The 16,692-nt window shown below is 71.2% G+C and carries 13 protein-coding genes; 12 read left to right on the plus strand and 1 reads right to left on the minus strand.

Translation table 11 applies throughout. The features are described from left to right. The first annotated feature begins 157 nt into the window (after nt 1-157). The 4 genes from ACQZ13_RS01795 (at nt 158) to ACQZ13_RS01810 (ending at nt 5,648) form a co-directional block, all read left to right on the plus strand. Nucleotides 158-1,366 (plus strand): phospholipase A, encoded by a 1,209-nt coding sequence (locus ACQZ13_RS01795; protein WP_431049587.1) that lies wholly within the window; start codon nt 158-160, stop codon nt 1,364-1,366. A 93-nt stretch (nt 1,367-1,459) separates the two neighbouring features. Continuing rightward, nucleotides 1,460-1,720 carry a hypothetical protein gene (locus tag ACQZ13_RS01800; RefSeq protein ID WP_431049588.1) on the plus strand — a complete coding sequence of 87 codons (261 nt, stop codon included), beginning with the start codon at nt 1,460-1,462 and terminating at the stop codon, nt 1,718-1,720. Between the two features lie 173 nt (nt 1,721-1,893). Then, nucleotides 1,894-3,252, plus strand: a complete 1,359-nt coding sequence (locus tag ACQZ13_RS01805) for an MATE family efflux transporter (RefSeq protein WP_431049589.1) — start codon at nt 1,894-1,896, stop codon at nt 3,250-3,252. Nucleotides 3,253-3,473: 221 nt separating this feature from the next. Next, a complete protein-coding gene (locus ACQZ13_RS01810) occupies nt 3,474-5,648 on the plus strand; it encodes a S8 family serine peptidase (RefSeq protein ID WP_431049590.1) in 2,175 nt (724 codons plus the stop codon). A gap of 65 nt (nt 5,649-5,713) precedes the next feature. Here the strand turns inward: ACQZ13_RS01810 and ACQZ13_RS01815 are convergent, their stop codons facing one another. Then, on the minus strand, nt 5,714-6,442 hold the full coding sequence (locus ACQZ13_RS01815) for a cistern family PEP-CTERM protein (RefSeq protein WP_431049591.1): 729 nt from the start codon (nt 6,440-6,442) through the stop codon (nt 5,714-5,716). Between the two features lie 905 nt (nt 6,443-7,347). On the opposite strand from ACQZ13_RS01815, the gene ACQZ13_RS01820 reads away from it, so the two are divergent. From ACQZ13_RS01820 to ACQZ13_RS01855, 8 genes are all read left to right on the plus strand, one after another. Continuing rightward, nucleotides 7,348-8,325 carry an ABC transporter permease gene (locus ACQZ13_RS01820; RefSeq protein WP_431049592.1) on the plus strand — a complete coding sequence of 326 codons (978 nt, stop codon included), beginning with the start codon at nt 7,348-7,350 and terminating at the stop codon, nt 8,323-8,325. Nucleotides 8,326-8,349: 24 nt separating this feature from the next. Then, a complete protein-coding gene (locus tag ACQZ13_RS01825) occupies nt 8,350-9,159 on the plus strand; it encodes an ABC transporter permease (RefSeq protein WP_431049593.1) in 810 nt (269 codons plus the stop codon). Next, the gene (locus tag ACQZ13_RS01830; RefSeq protein WP_431049594.1) at nt 9,156-10,109 is read left to right on the plus strand and encodes an ABC transporter ATP-binding protein; all 954 of its coding nucleotides are present in this window, start codon (nt 9,156-9,158) and stop codon (nt 10,107-10,109) included. Before ACQZ13_RS01825 ends, ACQZ13_RS01830 begins: the two co-directional genes overlap by 4 nt. Further along, complete coding sequence (locus ACQZ13_RS01835) at nt 10,106-10,867, plus strand: ABC transporter ATP-binding protein (RefSeq protein ID WP_431049595.1); 762 nt, start codon at nt 10,106-10,108, stop codon at nt 10,865-10,867. The genes ACQZ13_RS01830 and ACQZ13_RS01835 overlap by 4 nt, the downstream gene beginning before the upstream one ends. A 9-nt stretch (nt 10,868-10,876) precedes the next feature. Continuing rightward, nucleotides 10,877-12,400 (plus strand): ABC transporter substrate-binding protein, encoded by a 1,524-nt coding sequence (locus ACQZ13_RS01840; RefSeq protein WP_431049596.1) that lies wholly within the window; start codon nt 10,877-10,879, stop codon nt 12,398-12,400. A 221-nt stretch (nt 12,401-12,621) separates the two neighbouring features. Beyond that, nucleotides 12,622-13,239: a response regulator gene (locus ACQZ13_RS01845; protein ID WP_431049597.1), complete on the plus strand. Its 618-nt coding sequence runs from the start codon at nt 12,622-12,624 to the stop codon at nt 13,237-13,239. Next, nucleotides 13,236-15,674 carry a penicillin acylase family protein gene (locus ACQZ13_RS01850; RefSeq protein WP_431049598.1) on the plus strand — a complete coding sequence of 813 codons (2,439 nt, stop codon included), beginning with the start codon at nt 13,236-13,238 and terminating at the stop codon, nt 15,672-15,674. The genes ACQZ13_RS01845 and ACQZ13_RS01850 overlap by 4 nt, the downstream gene beginning before the upstream one ends. Next, nucleotides 15,671-16,522, plus strand: a complete 852-nt coding sequence (locus tag ACQZ13_RS01855; protein ID WP_431049599.1) for a hypothetical protein — start codon at nt 15,671-15,673, stop codon at nt 16,520-16,522. Before ACQZ13_RS01850 ends, ACQZ13_RS01855 begins: the two co-directional genes overlap by 4 nt. Nucleotides 16,523-16,692: the final 170 nt, after the last annotated feature.

Raw genomic sequence — 16,692 nt, forward strand, 5'->3', positions numbered from 1 at the left:
CGCACACCGCAGCCATAGCAGCGCTATGGCGAGGATGTGCAACGACGCCGGGCGCCCAAAGCGAAGTTGCGACGGCTGTGGGGCGGCAAGTTCTGCCATGCGAACCCGGGCACGCTGATTGCAATCGACGCCTCCGACTGAACAAGGGCCGAAGAAGATGCTGTCGATCAGGGAGTTCCGCCGCCGTCTGGCAATGGCGATGACAGGGGCCGCCGCGGTGCTGGCGGTGCTCATCGCGGCCATGCCGCAGGACGCGTCCGCGCAGATCGCGGCGCTGCCGGCGGAGAACCCGGCGATGTCGGCGGCCTCGTCGGCGAAGACGCCGGCCGACTGCGCCGCGATCCGCGACAACGATGCGCGCCTGGCCTGCTACGACCGCCTGAGCGGTCGTGCCCCGGACGCGCCGCCGCCGTCGGCGGCCGCCCAGGTCCGGCTGCAGCCGGTGCCGGCGGCGCTCCCGGTGGCTGCCGCGGCGAGCTCGCCGCGCGTGGACGATCCCTGCTCGCGGCTGCCGGAAGCCTCCGGCAGCGCGCGCAACTATCTGGGCTCGACCTTGTCGGAGCGCTGGGAGCTGTCCTGCCGCGACCAGATGCCGCGCTTCCTGCCGCGTCCGCACCGGCCCGTCTACCTGTTGCCGGTGTCGTGGACCTCGCGCTCCAACCGCTCGCCGTCCCCCGCGTCGTCGGAGAGTCCGGACAACGGGGTGGTCCAGGCGCTGGACCTGGACAAGAACGAGGCCAAGTTCCAGATCAGCCTGAAGTCCAAGATCTGGGCGCTGGACGACCACGGCACGCTGTCGGTGTGGGGCGCGTACACGCAGAACTCGCGCTGGCAGGTCTACAACGGGCGCGAGTCGAGGCCCTTCCGCGAGACCAATTACGAGCCCGAGCTGATCGTGACCCACGGGACCGATGTCGGGCTGCCGTTCGGCTGGAAGGCCAGCATGGTCGGGCTGAGCTTCAACCACCAGTCCAACGGGCGGGCGGCGCCGCTGTCGCGCAGCTGGAACCGGGTGATCGGCGAACTCAGCCTGGAGCGGGACGAGACCACGGTGAGCCTGCGCCCCTGGTGGCGCATCCTCAACACCGGCAACGACGACAACCCGGGCATCCAGGACTACGTCGGCCGGGGCGAGCTGCTCGTGACGCAGAAGCTGGGCCGGCACGTCCTGGCCCTCACGGCGCGGCACAGCCTGAAGGGGGGCGACCGCTCGCGCGGATCGGCGCAGCTGGAATGGGCCTTCCCGATCGGCGGCGGGCTGCACGGCTACCTGCAACTGTTCAGCGGTTACGGCGAAAGCCTGATCGACTACAACTTCCGCGAGTCCCGGATCGGGCTGGGGGTCTCGGTCGTCGAGTGGCGCTGATCCCTCTTCCTGGGGGCGCGATCCGATGAATATGGCGCAAAGGTCGGGGCAGTCCCCATCGCCAGCCCGCAACGGCTGGACTAGGCTGCACGGATGTCCGCATTCATCGACACCTGCGTGATCTGGGTCGTGGTCTACCGCCTGGACGGGCGCGACCGCCAATGGGTCCGTGCGCTACCGCCCACGACGGAGGCGCAGGTGCGCGCGCTGCTGCTGGAGGAGCTCGACGAGCTCTACGGCGCGCGTTCGGAGCTGGTGTCCCTGCGCCAGGCCGAAGACGCCGAACGCGCCACGCTGATGGCCGGCGGCCTGCCGATGTGCCCGGTCGCTGAGCCTCCCGCCGGCGATCCTTGATCGCCCGCCGCGGTGGCGGCGAAACCACAGACCCGGGCGTCCTGGCGGCGCCGTCACGGCTTGATGTCGGTTTCATCGCGGTTACGGCCCCCGGCCCGAAGGCCTCACGCGAGAATTCCGCGCGTCGTGTCCACCGCTGTCAGCGGCGGCGCAGACCTGCCTGCCGCCGCCTGATGTCCACCACCTCGAACCCCCTCCCGACGCCTCGCCTGTTCGCCCTGGCCTGGCCGCTGTTCCTGGAGCTCTGCCTGGGCATCGCCATCGGGGTGATCGGGACCATGCTGGCGGCGCGGATCTCCGATCCCGCCGGCGCCGCGTTCGCTCTGGCCAACCAGCTGGCCGCGACGCTCTTCATCCTGTTCCGCATCATCGGCGCCGGCATCAGCGTGGTGATCACGCAGGCGCTGGGCGGCGGCCGGCGCGCGGTGGCCGACGCGACCGCGCGGGCGGCGCTCGGCGCGAGCACCTGGCTGGGCGGCTTCACGGCGCTGATGGCGCTGCTGTTCGCCGGCCCGCTGCTGCGCCTGATGAATGCGCCGGCGGAGGTGCTGCCGCTGTCTCAGCCCTTCCTGATGGCGCTGGCGCCGGCCATGATGCTGGATGCCTGGAACGCGTCGATGGCGAGCGTGATGCGCGCGCACCTGCGCAGCCGCGACACGCTGATGGTGCTGGTGGCGATGCAGGTGGCGCAGCTGCTGCTGTCGGTCACGCTGATGCCGGTGCTCGGACTGCCGGGTTTCGCGCTCGCGCTGGCGGTGAGCCGTGCCTTCGGCCTGGGCCTGCACGTGTGGCTGTGGCGCGCGCGGCTGGACCTTCGCCCCCAGGCGTCCGACTGGTGGCGCCTGCAGCGCGCGGAGCTCGCCGGCGTGCTGCACATCGGTCTGCCGGGCGCGGCCGAGAACATCGCCTACCGGCTCGCCTACATGGTGAGCGTGGCCATCGCGGGTCATCTGGGCGCCTCGGCGCTGGCGGCGCACAGCTACACCTCGCAGCTGATGTACTTCGTGCTGCTGCCCGGTCTGGCGACCGGCTTCGCGGCGGAGATCGTCGTCGGTCACCTGATCGGCGCGGGGCAGCTGCACGAGGCGCACCGGCTGGTGCGACGGGCGCTCGCGCGCGGGCTGCTGATCAGCGTCGTCGTTGCGGCGGGCGCGGCGGCGGCGTCGCCGTGGCTGCTGCAGATGTTCACCCACGACCAGAAGATCCTGGCCAGCGCGGTGGTGCTGATGTGGATCACGGTGATCCTGGAGCCGGGGCGGACCTTCAACCTCGTCGTCATCAACGCGCTGCGCGCGGCGGGCGACGCGAAGTACCCGGTGATGGTCGGTGCGGGATCGATGCTCCTGGTGCTGGCCGGCGGCAGCTGGCTGCTGGGCGAGGTGCTGGGGCTGGGCCTCGTCGGCCTGTGGATCGCCTACGCCGCCGATGAATGGATACGCGGCCTGTTGATGTGGCGCCGCTGGGCGCGCCTGGGATGGGTGCCGCAGGCGAGGGCGGTGCATCGGCGCTTGAGGGCGGCACGGGCGCATTGAGGACGTCGCTCCGCTGTCGGCCGAATTGACACTCGCGCACGAGTCCCGCGTGCGGACGCGGAAAACTTCAATCGCCGTCGCGACTTGCCGGTCCTGGCCCGGCCCTTGCTGCATGCGGCCTGCCGGGCGCGCAGACGCGTCGGCCACGCAGGGGGGTGACCACCAGCCCCGTGGCGATCGACCGCAAGGTCGACGCGCCACCGGGGAACGAGGGGATTGCCATGCCTGTGCTTGCCTCCGTCCTCCTCGCCGCGGCAGCGGCGACCCCGGTCGCGCCGGGATCTCCGCCGCCCTGTGCGCCGGCCCGGCCGTCCCAGTTGCGAGGCGATGTGTCCGTCGCCTCGGGACTGGCGCGCTACACCGACCTGAGCCCCGACGTGCGCGAGCAGCTCGCCCGCCGCATCGCGGACCTGCGCGTCGACGATCTGGTGATGCTCAGCCGCGGCGGCATCAGCGGCCAGCATCGTTATGACGACGAGATCCGCCACGCCCTCATCGGCGGCCAGCTGTGCGACCGGCTGGACCTGTCGGCCTGGAAGGCGTCCGACGAGGCCGGCGCACTCGTCTTCTGCCACGGCGGACAGTGCGTGGCGCTCACCGTCGACGGCCGCATGCTCGCGCGGCTGACGCGCCGCAAGCCCGACGCCTTCGACGCGCTGGCCCAGGCCCTGCGCGTGCGCCCCGGCGGCCCGCAGTCCGAGCTCGAACTGCCGCCGCCCGCCGCGGGCGCCGCGAACGGCTGGGCTCGGCAGCGTCTGCTGATCCAGACCCGCGCCGGCCTCGCCGACAAGGACCTCGACAGGATCCTCGCGCCGCACGGCGGCAAGGCGCGTCGCATCGGCCGTTCGTCGCTGGCCGTCGTCGACCTGCCGCCCAACGCGTCGGAGACCGCCGTGGCGATGATGCTCGCCCGCCATCCGCAGCTGAAGTCGGCCGAACTCGACATGCGCATCGCGCCCGCGATGACGCCCAACGATCCCTACCTGGGCAGCGAGTGGCACCTGGCGCGCATCAACGCGCCGCAGGCCTGGGACAACGCGCAGGGCTCCGGCATCCGGATCGCCATCCTGGACACCGGCATCGACGCCGCGCATCCGGACCTTGCCGGTCGCGTGGTCGCCGGCTGGAACTTCTACGACGGCAACGCCGACGCGAGCGATGTCCACGGCCACGGCACGGCGGTGGCCGGCGCCGCGGCGGCCGCGATGAACAACGGGATCGGCGTCGCCGCGGTGGCCGGACAGGCCCAGCTCATGCCCGTGCGCATCGCCGATCCTTCCGCCTACGCCTACTGGAGCACGGTCGCGCAAGGCTTGACCTGGGCCGCCGACCAGGGCGCGCGCGTGGCCAACATCAGCTACGGCGGCGTGGCCGGCAGCGCCGCCGTGCAGGGCGCGGCGGACTACCTGCGCAGCAAGGGCGGACTGGTCGTCGTCTCGGCCGGCAACAACGGCATCGACGAGGGCATCGCCCCGACCGCCAGCATGATCCCCGTGTCCGCCACCGACGAGACCGACAACCGCACCAGCTGGTCCAGCTACGGTGCCTTCGTCGCGCTGGCCGCGCCCGGCCAGAACATCTGGACCACGCAGCGCGGCGGCGGCTACGGCGCGTGGTGGGGCACCTCGCTGGCCAGCCCCGTCGTGGCCGGCACCGTCGCGCTGCTGATGTCGGCGCGACCCGCGCTGAGCAACATCGCGATCCAGAACGCGCTGTTCGGCACCGCCGTCGACCTCGGGTCGGCGGGGCGCGATCCGTACTATGGCTGGGGGCGCGTCGACGTGGCCGGCGCCGTCCAGGCGGTGCTCGCCGCGCCGGCGCCGGACACGCAGCCGCCCGGCGTCGCGGTGGGCGCGCCGCTGCCGGGCGCGCTGGTCTCCGGCCTGGTGGCGGTGGACGTCGCCGCCACCGACAACCAGGGCGTCGTGCGCGTGGACCTGCGCGTGAACGGTAGCGTCGTGGCGTCGGACACCTCGGCGCCGTTCGGCTTCAGCTGGGACTCGACCCGCGTCCCCAACGGTGCCGTCACGATCTCGGCCACCGCGGTGGATGCCGCCGGCAATGCGGGCAGCAGCGCGCCGGTGACGCTGACCGTGTCCAACGCGGCCGCGGTCGACACCCAGGCGCCGACGATCGCCATCACCAGGCCCGCGAACAATGTGCGGCTCAGCGGCAATACCGTGAGCATCACCACCGCCGCCAGCGACAACGGCGGCGCCGCCGGCATCCGCCAGACGCTCTACATCGACGGCGCCGAGGTGACCACGACCACCGGCGCGAGCCTGAGCTACACCTGGAACTTCAAGAAGGCTGCGGACGGCGCGCACACCTTCCAGGTCGTGGCGCGCGACGCCGCCGGCAACACCTCCGTGGCGACGACGCAGGTCACGAAGTAGCGCCCGCGTCGCCGGGCGGAAACGACAAGAAGCCCGCGAGAGCGGGCTTTCTGTCGGCGACGGGTTCAGCGCGGGAGGGCCGGCCGCGGAGCGAACCGCGCCACAAGGCGGCGCGACAGGCCGGCCGCCAATGCCGCGGCCGCGATCAGCGCCAGGCCGTTGGGTTCCGGCACGTTGCCGTTGTTGCCGCCCGCGCCGCCACCGCCGCCGCCGCAGGCGCCGGTGCCCTGGATGCAGCCTTCGAACTCGATCGACCGGCCGGCCGTGCCCACCCCCTGGAACTTCACGGCATAGGGGCTGGAGAACCCGATGCCCTGCGTCATGAAGTTGCTGGGCGAGGCGGTCGTCAGCGTCAGGTTGAAGGCGGACGACGCTCCCATGCGGAGGCCGTTGTTGATCGACCCGCCGGCGCACTGGTTGCCCGCGAGCAGGCACAGGTCGATGTTCTGGAAGGACGGGAAGTTCACGTCGATCGCCGCGCCCCAGGACGCGGAACCGGTGCTGGCGCCGGTGAGCGTCGGCGAGATCGCGGTGATGCCGAAGGCCATCAGCACGTTCTGGCCGGGGCCGGTCGAACTGTTGGTGACCAGGGTGGAGAACGTCGCCGTCTGCGCCGTCCAGGAGGTCAGCGTGAACTTGACGGTGGCGTTCAGCGTCGCGCCGTCCTGCGAGCCGGCGAACACCAGTGTGGCCGTGCTGTTCAGGCTGTTGAAGAGGACGGCGGCGGCCTGCGCCTGGCTGCACAGGGTCAGTGCCGCAGCGGCGGCGACCCAACGGAGTCTTGTTGGCTTCATGACCGATCCCTTCCGGAGCAGTGCACGTGGCTTCTTGTTCTCCCTGTGCCCGAGGCTACGCATAACCCGGGCCAACGCGCCAAGTCCTTGATATGGCGGATGTTTTCTGTCTTCTGATAAAGACGGCAGAGAAATTGTAAAAAATGGCGACACCGTACGGCATGCCGGCGAGTGCACTGAGCGCTCGTTCTTGTCAGTCAGTCCAGAGTCGAAGCGATTCCCAGCCCGCAGGAAAGCCGGCAGCTCGCAAGGCCAGTCCCTGCGCCGTGGGGAAGGCAGCAATGAGGGATTTGATCCTTTGATGCCAAGGGTCTCGCGGTGCGATCACCTGGAGCATCGAGCGCATGCAACTGAGGGTTCCGAAAAGGCGAGTCGGTCAAACGATGCGCCATCGTGAAAGACATCGGCGCTGGCGGCAAGACCATGGACTTTCAGGGAGTGAGCGTATCCGGAGAGCCGGTAGTACCCGACCTGACGAAGGACGTCGTGGGCCTGTTGTTCTTGTCGCACTTCGAGACCACGTCCTTGAAGCAGCGTGATCTGCTCCTCGGAGGATGTGAAGGGCTTGAGAGGGCGCGGACCTTTGTCGGTCGCGAGGGGAAAAGAGAAGTCCCCCACTTGAAATCCCGCGCTTTCGCCGGGCACAGAGGTGGGGGAGCTGTTGGGATGAATCATAGCGAGCCTCCAGGACTCCGGAATCGCACAGATGAGTAGGAATGCGTCGCGTGGCTCTTGTGCGCGTCGAGCCGTTTGTTCGACGGAGGCGAGAGCATCGGAGGGGTGTCGACCGCCAACAATCGCAAAAACTGGTGGACGTTCGCGCGACGTGGCGCCGATGCGAATCGGCTTGACAGTGCGGTGCGTGGTGAGCAGAGGGCCGCCGGGCGCACGCGTGATCCACCCCTATGATCCCGCCCGCGATGAACTACCTGCTCAAGCGCCTCGCCGTGCTGCTGCTGACGCTGCTGGCCGCCTCGGCGCTGATCTTCGGCGCGCTGGAATGGCTGCCCGGCAACGCCGCCCAACTGATCATGGGTCCCGAAGCGCCGCCCGAAGCCGTCGCCGCACTCGCGCGCCAGCTCGGCCTGGACCAGCCGGCGTGGCATCGCTATCTCGACTGGCTGGCGGGGCTCGTGAGCGGAGACCTCGGCCTGTCCTATGCCTACGGCGCACCGGTCGCCGAGCTCATCGTGGAGCGCCTCGCGCTGACGCTTCCGCTCGCGCTGCTGGCGATGGCGCTGACCGTCGTGCTGGCGCTTGCCGCGGGCTGGTGGGCCGCGAGCCATCAGGGCCGAGCCGGCGACCACCTCGTCATGGGCCTCACCCAGCTCGGCCTGGCGGTGCCGAGCTTCTGGCTCGGCATGCTGCTGGTGCTGTGCTTCGCGGTGAAGCTGCAGTGGTTCGACGCCGGCGGCTTCCCCGGCTGGCGCGAGGACCTCGGCGGCGGCCTGTGGCCGGGCCTGCGCGCGCTGCTGCTGCCGGCCGCCTCGCTGGCGCTGGTGCAGGCCGCCATCCTCGCCCGCGTCGCGCGCTCCGCGCTGCTCGACATCGTCCGCGAGGACTTCATGCGCAGCGCCCGCGCCAAGGGGCTCTCGCGCCGCGCCGCGCTCTGGCGCCACGGCCTGCGCCATGCGGCGATCCCGCTGCTGACCCTCGGCGGACTGCAGTTCGCCAACCTGCTCGCCGGCACCATCGTCATCGAGAACGTCTTCACCCTGCCCGGACTCGGCCGGCTGATGGCGCAGGCCATCGCCAACCGCGACCTCATCGTCGTGCGCAACGGCGTGATGGGCCTCGCCGCGCTGGTCCTGCTCCTCAACTTCGCGGTGGACCTGCTCCACGGATGGATAGACCCGCGGCTGCGCACGAGGACCGAGGCATGAGGGCCGAGGTATGAGGACGCGGACATGAAGCGCGCCGGATTCATCGTGGGCATCGTGCTCACCGCGCTGCTGCTCCTGACCGCGCTGCTGTCGCTGGTCTGGACGCCCTGGCCGCCGGAGCAGATCGACATGACCCGACGACTGGCCTCGCCGAGCGCCGCCCACTGGATGGGCTGCGACCAGCTCGGGCGCGATGTCTTCAGCCGCCTGATGGCCGGCGCGCGCAGCGCGTGGCTGGTCGGCATCGTGGCCGTGGGCATCGGGTTGATCGCCGGCACCGCGCTGGGCTTGGTCGCGGCGGCGCGGCGCGGCGCGGTCGAGGCCGTCATCCTGCGCGGCGCCGACCTCGGCTACGCCTTCCCCGCGCTGCTGCTCGCCATCCTGCTGGCCGCGGCGCTCGGTCCCGGCATGACGGTCGCGATGGCCGCGATCGGGCTGCACGCCGTGCCCTCGTTTGCGCGCCTGGTCAACGGCAGCGCCAAGAGCTGGTGGACGCGCGACTTCGTGCTCGCCGCGCGCGTCGCGGGCCAGGGGCCGTGGGCGATCACCTGGCGCCACGTCCTGCCCCAGTTGCTGCCGCTGCTGATCGTGCAGGGGACGACGAGCTTCGCGCTGGCGATCCTGGCCGAGGCCGGGCTGTCCTACCTCGGCCTGGGCACCCAGCCGCCGCAGGCCAGCTGGGGCCGGCTGCTCGCCGAGGCGCAGACGCTGATGTTCGAGGCGCCGCAGCTCGCGCTGGCGCCGGGCGTGGCGATCACGCTGACGGTGCTCGGTCTGAACCTGCTCGGCGACGGGCTGCGCGATCGACTCGATCCGAAGGAGCAGCCGCGATGAGCGGGCCGCTGCTCGACATCCGCGACCTCCACGTGCGACTGCCCAGTCGCCGCGGCGAGCGCCTCCACGCGCTGCGCGGCATCGACCTGTCGCTGGCGCGCGGCGAGAGTCTCGCGCTGATCGGCGAATCCGGCAGCGGCAAGACGCTGACGGCCCTGGCCGTGATGGGGCTGCTGCCCGAAGGCGCGGACGTCGAAGGCCGGATCGCGCTCGACGGTCGCGAGCTGCTCGTGCTCGACGAGGACGGCTGGTGCGGCCTGCGCGGTCGTCGCATCGCGATGGTGTTCCAGGAGCCGCTGACGGCGCTGAACCCGCTCCAGCGCGTGCTGGCGCAGGTGGCGGAGCCCATCCTCCTCCATCGACTGGCGACCGACCGGACCGCCGCCCGCGAGCGCGCGATGGCGCTGCTGGCGCGCGTGGGCCTCGACGAGCGACAGTCGCGCGCCTATCCGCACCAGCTGTCCGGCGGCCAGCGGCAACGCGCGCTGATCGCCATGGCGCTCGCCGCGGAACCCGAACTGCTGATCGCCGACGAGCCCACCACGGCGCTCGATGCGCGCCTGCGCGTGCAGATGCTGGACCTGTTGCGCGACCTGGTGACCGAACGCGGCATGGGCCTCCTGCTGATCTCGCACGACCTGGCACTGACCGCTCGCCGCGTCGATCGCCTGGCGATCCTGTACGGCGGGCGCGTGATGGAGCAGGGCGCCGGACCGGAGCTGCTCGAACACCCGCGCCACCCTTACACGCAGGCCCTGTGGGCCGCGCGGCCGCGGCTCGGCGCCGGACGTGACCAGGCGCTGCATCCGCTCAAGGGGAACGTGCCGGCGCTGACGCAGCTGGGCGAGGGGTGCCCCTTCGCGCCGCGTTGCCCCTTGGCGACGGCGCGCTGCGTTGCGGAGGCCCCCCGCTTCGATGGCCGGCTGGCCTGCTGGGAGGTCACGTCATGACCGCGTCGTTCCCGGAGACGCCCTTGCTGCAGGTCGAAGGCCTGGTCCAACGCTACGGGGGACGCACGGTCCTGCGCGACATCGACTTCACGCTGCAGCCTGGCGAATCGCTCGGCATCATCGGCGAATCCGGCGCGGGCAAGAGCACGCTGGCGCGGCTCGTGATGGCGCTGGAGCGCCCGCACCGCGGCCGCGTGCTGTGGGGCGGTCGGGACGTGAATGCGATGCCGGCGCGAGAGCGGCGGGCATTGCGGCCTCAAGCGCAGATGGTGTTCCAGGATCCGTACGGCTCGCTGGATCCGCGCTGGCGCGTCGGGCGCAGCGTGATGGAGCCGTTGCAGGCCTTGCCGATGGCCGACGCCGAACGCCGCGAGCGCGTGACGGAGGTCCTGGCCGCTGTCGGACTTGAAGCCGACGCCGCGCTGCGCTTCCCGCACCAGTTCTCCGGCGGCCAGCGCCAGCGGCTGGCGATCGCACGGGCGCTGTCGACGCGGCCCCGCCTGATCGTCGCGGACGAGCCGCTGTCGGCGCTCGACGTCTCGGTGCAGGCGCAGATCCTGGCGCTGCTGCGCGAACTGCAGCGGCGCGACGGCATCAGCCTCGTCATCGTCAGCCACGACCTGCCGGCCGTCGAGGTCCTGTGCGATCGCGCGCTGGTGCTGCGCGGCGGCGAAGCCGTCGAGCACGGCCCCGCCGCCCAGGTGCTGGGCGAACCGCAACACCCGTACACGCAGGACCTGCTCGCCGCTTTGGCATGATCCGCGGCCATGGACCTCCTGCCCACGACCGCCCTCGACCGCCGCCGCTTCCATCTGCTCTCGCTCGGCGCCGCCGGCGCGACCCTTGCCGCGCCGCTGTCGGCGTTCGCGCAGGGCAACGCGGGCCGCCCGCTGGTGCTCGGCATGACGCTCGAACCGCCGGGCCTGGATCCCACCACGGGCGCCGCCGCCGCGATCGGCGAGATCATGCTCTATAACGTCCTGGAGCCTCTGACCAAGGTGGCCGAGGACGGCAGTGCCCAGCCGCTGCTGGCGCTGCGCTGGAACGCATCGCCGGACCTGAAGACCTGGACCTTCACGCTGCGACCGGGTGTGCGCTTCCACGACGGCACGCTGCTGGACGCCGCCGCGGTGAAAGCCAGGTTCGAGGCCTCCGCGGCGCCGGACGGGCAGAACAAGGACCGCCGCGTCTTCGCCAACATCGCGTCCATCGCGACGCCGGATCCGCTGACGGTGGTCCTGGGCTTGAAGCAGCCGGAGCCGGAGCTGCCCGCGCTGCTCGGGCAGGCGACGGCGGTGATCACCAAGCCGCAGCCGGGCCGGCGCGATTCGACGGCGCCGGTCGGCACCGGTCCCTATGTCGTCGCGCAATGGCAGCGCGGTGCCAGCCTGACGCTGGCCGCCTGGCCGACGTTCCGCGACGCGGCGGCGATCCGGATCCCGCGCGTGCAGTTCCGCTTCATCAGCGAGCCGGCCGCGCAGGTCGCCGCGCTGCTGGCGGGCGACGTCGACGTCTTCCCGCGCGTGGCGGCGGCGCGCGCGCTGGCGCAGTTCAAGGCCCAGCCCAAGCGCTTCCAGGTGATCACCGCGTCGTCGCGCGCCAAGACCATCCTGGCGATGAACCATCTGCGCCCGGCGCTGAAGGACGTCCGCGTGCGGCGCGCCATCGCGATGGCGATCGACCGCAAGGCCGTGATCCAGGCGAGCGCGGACGGCTACGGCGTGCCGATCGGCAGCTTCGTCACGCCGGACACGCCGGGTTATGTCGACTGCACGGCGATCAACGCCTACGACCCGGCCGCGGCGAAGGCGCTGCTCGCGCAGGCCAAGGTGAGCGGTCTGCGCCTGTCGCTGAAGCTGCCGCCGGTGCCCTACGCGCGCCAGGGCGGCGAGCTGATCGCGTCGCAGCTGGCGGTGGTCGGCATCACGGTGACGATCGAGCAGATCGAGTGGGCGCAATGGCTGTCGGGCGTCTACGCCAACCGGGCCTATGACCTGACGATCATTTCCCATGTCGAGCCGCACGACTTCGGCAACTTCGCGCGGGCGGACTACTACTGGGGCTATCGCAGCGAGTCGTTCAACGCGCTGTATGAGCGCATGCAGAACGCCGCCGATCCCGCGCTGCGGGCGAAGCTGTTCGGCGAGGCGCAGCGCAAGGTGGCGGAGGACGCCGTCGCCGCCTTCCTGTACCAGCCGCAGTGGATCACGGTCGCGCGCGCCGGGCTGAAAGGCCTGTGGACGCGCACGCCGCTGTTCGCGAACGACCTGTCGGTCTTGAGCTGGGCCTGACCCGGGACTGAACCGGGACGGAGCTGGGCCGTAAGTCACGCAAGCCCCCGGATGCGGGGACGGCACGACAATGGGCTGTGGCGCGAGCGCATCGGCCCCGCGAACGCGGTGGCGGCTTGTCGGCTGTCATCCACCGGCCATCCAGCGAGAGGGCTTTTCCTCTACAGTGACGCCCCTTGACCGTGTAGCGTGCCCGGTTTGGGGAGGAGTCGGAGTGCCGAATGCCGTTTGATTTGCCTGAGACCCTGCAGCCGTTCCTGCTGCCGCTGCTGATCGTGGTCCCGTTGGCCATCCTGATCATCATCATCACGGTGCGCCGCGGCGACTACCGGGACTTCGGCGCGCCGCCGCCGCCGCCGCCGACCCCGCGTCCGCTGCCGCCGGGACCCGCCGCGACCTCGCCCGTGGCAACGCCGGCCGTGCCGGCCGCGCCTGGCGCCTCGGACGGAGCGCAGGAGCGCCTGCCGCTGCTGGTGGTCGACGATTCGGCCGTGGTGCGCGCCAAGCTGCTGAAGCTGTTCAGCGACGCCGGCCACGAGGTCGTCGCCGCGCGCGACGGCGTCGAGGCGATGGAGCTGCTGGGCCAGACCCGCTTCGGCGTGCTGATCACCGACCTCGAGATGCCCAACATGGACGGCTTCGAGCTGATCAAGGCGGTGCAGGGCGCGATGGCCACCGAGGACCTGCCCATGATCGCCATCACCGGCCACGAGGAACTGCATGCGCGCCTGCATCAGATCCAGGGGCTGTACGGCATGTTCCACAAGCCCTGGAACGACCGCGAACTGATCAAGCGCGTGGAGGCGCTGTCCCACCTGCGCAAACCGGTCGGCCCATGAGCGTCGGTCGCTGGCTCAAGTGCGGCGCGATCACGCTCGCCGTGCTCGCGGCCATCGGTGCCGCCGGGGCGGCCTGGCATGTGCACAAGAAGCTGCCGGTGCGCGAGGGCGAGCTGCAGCTCTCCGGCCTCAGCGCCCCGGTCACCGTCCGGTACGACGAGTGGGGCGTGCCCCACGTCGACGCGCGCAACGAGGACGACCTCTACCGCGCGCTCGGCTACCTGCATGCGCAGGACCGGCTGTTCCAGATGGAGATGCTGCGCCGGCTGTCGCGCGGCGAGCTGGCCGAGATCCTCGGCCCCAAGCTGGTCGAGACCGACCGGCTGTTCCGCACGCTGGGCATCCGGCAGCGCGCCGACGAGCTGGCCACGGCCTCGTCGGCGATCACGGCGCAGCCCGGCGCGGTGCGGGCGCTCTACGCCTACCTGGACGGCGTCAACCAGTACCAGGCCAGCCGGCCGGCGCCGCTGGAATTCGAGATCCTGGGCATTCCCAAGCGCCCGTTCACGGCGGCCGATACCTACAGCATCGCCGGCTACCTGGCTTACAGCTTCGCGGCGGCGTTCCGCACCGAGCCGCCGATGACGGCGATCCGCGACCAGCTCGGGCCGGAGTACCTGCGCATCTTCGATCTCGACTGGCATCCGAAGGGCGCGCTGGAGCAGCAGGCGCTGAACGCGCCGCGATCGCCCGGTGTGCCGGGCGGCGCGGACCGCCGCTTCGCCGATGTCGCCCCGATGCTGGCGCGCCTGGCCGAGGTCAGCGGCCGCGCCGCGGAACTCGCCGGCCTGCCGCAGTTCGAGGGCAGCAACGCCTGGGTCGTCTCGGGCAGCCGAACGGCCAGCGGCAAGCCGCTGCTCGCCGGGGATCCGCACATCGCGTACTCGACGCCGGCCGTGTGGTGGGAGGCGCATCTGCGCACGCCGCAGTTCGAGCTCTACGGCCATCACCTCGCGCTCAATCCGATGGCGCTGCTCGGGCACAACCAGCGCTTCGGCTGGAGCCTGACGATGTTCCAGAACGACGACGTCGACCTGATCGCCGAGAAGGTCAACCCGGCCAATCCGAACGAGGTCTGGATCAAGGACCGCTGGGTGGCGATGACCTCGCGCCAGGAGGTGCTCAAGGTCAAGGGACAGCCGGACCAGGTGCTGACGCTGCGGCGCTCGCCGCACGGGCCGATCGTCAACGATGCGATCCCCGGCGACCGCGGCGAGCGTCCGGTGGCGATGTGGTGGGCCTTCCTGGAGACCGAGAACCCGGTGATGGACGGCTTCTACCAGCTGGGCCGCGCGGACACGCTGGACAAGGCGCGCCAGGCGGCCAGCCTGATCCACGCGCCGGGGCTGAACGTGGTCTGGGCCAACGCGACCGGCGACATCGCCTGGTGGGCCGCGGCCAAGCTGCCGATCCGGCCCGAGGGCGTGAATCCGACCTTCCTCCTCGACGGCGCGACGGACGAGGCCGACAAGCCGGGCTTCCTGCCGTTCTCGGCGAATCCGCACGAGGAGAACCCGGCGCGCGGCTACATCGTGTCGGCCAACTTCCAGCCGGCGGGCGACACGCCGGTGCCGGGCTACTACAACCTGTCCGAGCGGGGCATCCGCCTCGACGGACTGCTGAACCAGGGCAAGCGCTGGGACGTCCAGAACAGCCAGGCGCTGCAGCTGGACGTGCAGACCGACTACGGTCCGCGCGTGCTGCGGCCGCTCATCCCGCTGCTGCGCGGCTCGGCCTCCGCGGAAGAGCAGTCGCTGGTCGAGGCGCTGGTGCGCTGGAACGGCGCCTACAAGGCCGACGCGGTGGCGCCGGTGCTGTTCCAGCAATTCGCGGCGGAGCTGTTGCGCGCGGCGATGAAGGATGAACTCGGCGACGTCCAGTTCGAGAACCTGCGCCGCACGCGAGCGCTGGACTTCGCGCTGCCGAAGCTGACGGCGGACAGCGAGTCGCCCTGGTGGGACGACCGCTCGACGCCGCAGCGTGAGACGCAGGCCGACATCGTGCGCAAGGCCTGGAAGGCGGCGGTCGCGCACCTGTACGCGACGCTCGGCTCCGACAGCGCCAAGTGGCGCTGGGACAGCGTCCACACGTTGACGCACGAACATCCGTTGGGCAAGCAGAAGCCGCTGGACAAGCTGTTCAACGTCGGTCCGTTCCCGGTGCCCGGCGGGCACGAGGTGCCCAACAACTTCGCGCAGCGCAACGGCAGCGCGCCGTGGGGCGTGGTCTACGGCCCGTCGACGCGGCGACTGATCGACTTCGCGAGGCCGCAGGAGGCGCTGGGCGTCAATCCGGTCGGCCAGAGCGGCGTGTGGCCGGATGCCCATTACGGCGATCAGGCGGAGCTGCTGGCCAAGGGCCAGTACCGCCGCGAATGGCTGAACGAGGCGGACGTGCAGGCGCACTCGCGCGGGACGCTGATCCTGAAGCCATGAACGCGAGGTGTGCCGCCGCGGCGCTCACGCGGGCGCGGGTGATCGTCGCGGCGCTCGCCCTCTCGGGCGCGTGGGCCGCGATGCCGGCGCGCGCCGTCGAGCTCCCGAAGCCAGCGGAGCTCGGCCGGCAACTGGATCCGCGCATCGTCCAGGCGGTGACGGTCGCGGTCCTCGAACCTCATCTGATCCACGACGGACGCATGCCCGAAGTGCGCTACGTCGGCTATCCCGCCGACGCCGTGCTGACGGCGCTGCTCGGCCCGGGATGGCGTTCACCGGGGCAGGAACTGACCTTCCGCGCGCTGGACGGCTTCATCTCGCGCATCCCGGTGGAGCGCTTCGCGCAGCATCGTGCGTGGCTGGTCCACGCGCGGTCCGACGGCGCCGCGTTCCAGGTGGACAACGACCAGAAGGGCGGGAAGCCGGTGCCGCTCGGCCCGTTCTACCTGGTGTGGGACAACAGGACGTCGAAGGCGCTGCAGGCCGAAGGCGGGATGCAGTGGCCCTACCAGGTGGTGTCGGTGGACGTGGGGCCGTCGTCGACGCGCGCGCTGCTGCCGGCAGGTCTGGCGACCAGGTACGCCGAGGCCGCGGAGCTCGCCCGCGCGCACTGTCTGAGCTGCCACCGCATCCGCGGTTACGGCGGCGACAAGATGCCGTTGGATCTCGATGTCGTGGTGCAGGGCTACGACCGGGCGAGATGGGTGCACTGGGTGCTCGCTCCCGCCTCGGTGCGTCCCGGCACGGCGATGCCGCCGATGGCCGAAGGCCTGCCCGCCGCGGAGCGCACCGCGATCGCGCAGCAGCTCTACGACTACTTGCGCGCGCTGCCGAAGCCCCAACCGTAGTTGACGTCGCCGTCGCCGTCGCCGTCGACGTCACGTCGGCGTGACGATGCGTTGGCAAGCTTGCGCGGAGCCGTCGAAGCAATGGTTCTTTACCCCGGCGAAACGCCCTCCCGTAGACGGGGTCGAGCGCTGCGGCGTTGAATAAGCCATCTGGACTTCCTGGGCGCCGT

This window comes from Roseateles sp. L2-2, from assembly GCF_050613215.1.
Classification (GTDB): domain Bacteria; phylum Pseudomonadota; class Gammaproteobacteria; order Burkholderiales; family Burkholderiaceae_C; genus Roseateles; species Roseateles noduli.